The sequence below is a fragment of the Oleiagrimonas sp. genome (assembly GCF_027858935.1).
Taxonomy (GTDB): domain Bacteria; phylum Pseudomonadota; class Gammaproteobacteria; order Xanthomonadales; family Rhodanobacteraceae; genus Oleiagrimonas.
Genome location: NZ_JAQIBU010000303.1, coordinates 1 through 3019 on the forward strand (window position 1 = coordinate 1; position 3019 = coordinate 3019).

The 3019-nt window shown below is 62.6% G+C and carries 5 protein-coding genes; 4 read left to right on the top strand and 1 reads right to left on the bottom strand.

The features are described from left to right. The first annotated feature begins 26 nt into the window (after window positions 1-26). The 3 genes from yedA to mscL all read left to right on the top strand — a co-directional run bounded on the left by yedA (window position 27) and on the right by mscL (window position 2110). Complete coding sequence (gene yedA / locus PF446_RS11160; protein WP_298071588.1) at window positions 27-887, top strand: drug/metabolite exporter YedA; 861 nt, start codon at window positions 27-29, stop codon at window positions 885-887. A gap of 62 nt (window positions 888-949) precedes the next feature. After that, window positions 950-1636 (top strand): fumarylacetoacetate hydrolase family protein, encoded by a 687-nt coding sequence (locus PF446_RS11165; protein ID WP_298071569.1) that lies wholly within the window; start codon window positions 950-952, stop codon window positions 1634-1636. 69 nt (window positions 1637-1705) lie between these two features. Continuing rightward, the gene (mscL, locus tag PF446_RS11170) at window positions 1706-2110 is read left to right on the top strand and encodes a large-conductance mechanosensitive channel protein MscL (protein WP_298071570.1); all 405 of its coding nucleotides are present in this window, start codon (window positions 1706-1708) and stop codon (window positions 2108-2110) included. Between the two features lie 52 nt (window positions 2111-2162). Here mscL and PF446_RS11175 read toward each other — a convergent pair whose 3' ends face one another. Next, window positions 2163-2642 carry a MarR family transcriptional regulator gene (locus PF446_RS11175; RefSeq protein ID WP_298071584.1) on the bottom strand — a complete coding sequence of 160 codons (480 nt, stop codon included), beginning with the start codon at window positions 2640-2642 and terminating at the stop codon, window positions 2163-2165. 95 nt (window positions 2643-2737) lie between these two features. Between PF446_RS11175 and PF446_RS11180 the strand changes: the two genes are divergently transcribed. Next, the coding region (locus PF446_RS11180) for a macro domain-containing protein (protein WP_298071586.1) at window positions 2738-3019 on the top strand (282 nt) is incomplete at its 3' end.

A 3019-nucleotide genomic window follows, 5' to 3' on the forward strand; every position in this document is an offset into this window, starting at 1 on the left:
ACGCCGCACCGGAAACCACCCGCGCTTTGGTGCCCGTGGCGCTAGTCGCCCTGTATCTGGTCTGGGGCTCGACCTACCTTGGTATCCGCTTCGCACTGGAAAGCTGGCCACCGTTCTGGTTGGCATCGATCCGATTCGCGCTGGCCGGCAGTCTGATGTTTGCCTGGCTTCGCCTGCGCGTCGATGCCGTACCCTCGCGCAGGAAGTGGCGCAATGCGGCCATCACCGGGGTCTTGCTGCTGCTCGGCGGCAATGGCCTGGTCTGCTATGCCGAGCAGAGCGTGGGCTCGGGCATCGCAGCAGTGGCGGTGGCCTCGATGCCGTTGTTCGCGACGATCTTCAATGGCATGTACGGCGAATGGCCAAACCGTCGCGAGGTCGTCGGCCTGGGCATCGGCTTTGCCGGTGTGGTGATCCTGAATCTGGGCAGCACGCTTTCCGGCTCTCCAGCCGGGGCCATCGCCCTGGTCAGTGCCGCCGCGCTGTGGGCCCTCGGCTCTTCCTGGAGTCGCCGCCAGGATATGCCCGCAGGACCCATGAATACAGCCGCACAGATGCTGTGTGCAAGCGTCGCACTTGCACTCACCGCGCAACTGACCGGCGAACACCTGCCGGCACATCCATCGCTGCATGCCAACACTGCCCTGCTGTATCTGGCCCTGTTCGGCTCCATCATCGGTTTCAGCTCGTACGTTTATCTGCTCAGGAACGTGCGCCCTGCGCTTGCCACCAGTTACGCCTATGTCAATCCACCGGTGGCGGTCCTGTTCGGAGTGATGCTGGGCGGAGAACATGTTGGACCGGTGGACCTGGCCGGCATGGCCGTGATCCTGTTGGGCGTGGGCATCGTGATCCTCACGCGCGGGCGCGGGCGCGTAAAACACTGAGAACGGCACAGCTGCGACCCGATCGGCTAACCTTGATGACCTTCCCCTCCGATGGAGTGCCCATGACTTACGTGATTGCCACCCCAGAACCGACCAGCGTGCCCGTGATCGGCAGCGACAGTCGCTTTCCGGTACGCCGAATCTTCTGCATCGGCCGCAACTACAGCGACCACGCCAAGGAAATGGGCAGCACGGTGGACCGCAGCAATCCGGTCTTCTTTACCAAACCGGCCGACGCAGTGGTCACGGATGGCGCCAATGCGCCCTATCCACCGGCAACCGCCAACCTGCACCACGAGGTGGAAATGGTGGTGGCACTGGCAAGAGGAGGAACGGGTATCGACCCGCACCATGCCAACACCCTGATCTTCGGCCATGCGGTCGGCCTGGACCTGACCCGTCGCGATTTGCAGGCACAAGCCAAGGACAAGGGCCTGCCGTGGGATACGGCCAAGGCCTTTGACCATTCGGCCCCGATTTCTGCCATCCGTCGCGTCGCCGACGGCGTGCCCAGCGGCGCCACCGAGTTGCGCCTGCACGTGAACGGCCAGCTGCGTCAAAAGACCCGTCTTGACGCGATGATCTGGAGCGTGCCGGAAATCATTGCCGAACTTTCCGCGTTGTTCGAACTGAAAGCCGGCGACCTGATCTTCACCGGAACGCCTGCCGGCGTGTCCGCACTGCAGCCCGGGGACACCTTGCTGGCCGAGCTGGACGAACTGGCTCGACTGCATACACTCATTTGCTGAGCAGCGTATGCTGGCGCCGCAGAGGCTCGAGCGACTGACATCCGCGATACCCAACCTGAAGGTACCTGCATGAGCATGCTGAGTGAGTTCAAGGAATTCGCTGTCAAGGGCAACATGGTCGACATGGCCGTGGGCATCGTCATCGGCAGTGCCTTCGGCACCATCATCAAGTCGCTGGTCAGCGACATGATCATGCCGCCCATCGGCCTGCTGACCGGCGGTGTCAACTTCTCCCGGCTCAAGTGGGTGCTTCAGGCCGCCGGTGCGGATGGCAAGGGCGAAGTGGCGATCCGCTATGGCAGCTTCATCGACAGCGTGGTCAGTTTCCTCATCATCGCCTTGTGCATCTTCATGGTGATTCGCGCCATGAATCGCTTGCAGCGCAAGAAGGAATCGATACCGGAGGCACCCGCCGCGCCACCGGCCGAAGTGCAGTTGCTGACCGAAATCCGGGATTTGCTGAAGCAGGACTGATCGCAATCTGCGATGGGCTGCCGGGCGATCATTACGCGGTCGTTTTGCGTGGTCAGCGTTCCTCGGGATGCTCTGATGCATCCTCCGAATCAACGTGGTTTTCCAGCGCCTGGAGATTTTCCTTGATGCGCGTGAGCACATTGATCATGTGCTGCAGATCCTTGACGCTGATGTCGCGCGTGGCATCGACACGCAGCCCGCGGGCAATGTCTTCCATATCCTCGTTGACGGCCTGTGCCTGCGGGGTCGGGTACAGGCGCCAGCACCGACGATCGCTGGGATCTGCCCGTCGTTCGACAAAACCGGCTGCCTGCAGACGATCGATGACACGTCCTACGGCGATCGCCTCCATCTCGAGATATTCGGCCAATTCGCTCTGACGGATGCCCTGACGCAGATGCAGGCACTTGAGCGCACGCCATTGCGCGCGCGTCAGTCCGAACCGCGTCGCGCGGCGATCAAAATGCTTGCGAAAAAGCAGCGTAACGTCGTTGAGCAGATAACCGAAAGACATATCCGGGAGGCGAGTCATGGCGGATCAGGCGCGTGCTGTTTCCAAGTATGCACAATGTACTGCATCCGGTCCCTCACGGGTACGGGAAGGCCCGCCGGAGTATCCTCGACGTCATGGAAATCAAGCCGGTCTGGGCCGACATCACGACCGTTGACGTGGACGCCATCGTCAACGCCGCCAACCCTGCGCTGACCGGAGGCGGGGGCGTCGATGGCGCCATCCACCGTGCCGCGGGCCCTCGCCTGCTGCTCGCCTGCCAGGCATTGCCACAGGTACACGATCATGTGCGCTGCCCAACCGGCGAGGCGCGGATCACACCCGGCTTCGACCTGAAGGCTCGATGGGTGATCCATACGGTCGGCCCGGTATGGCGCGGCGGCCACGATGGCGAAAAG

Coding starts and splice junctions, on each gene's coding strand:
- PF446_RS11165 (WP_298071569.1), top strand. CDS start 950: ATGACTTACGTGATTGCCACCCCAGAACCGACCAGCGTGCCCGTGATC.
- mscL (WP_298071570.1), top strand. CDS start 1,706: ATGAGCATGCTGAGTGAGTTCAAGGAATTCGCTGTCAAGGGCAACATG.
- PF446_RS11175 (WP_298071584.1), bottom strand. CDS start 2,642: ATGACTCGCCTCCCGGATATGTCTTTCGGTTATCTGCTCAACGACGTT.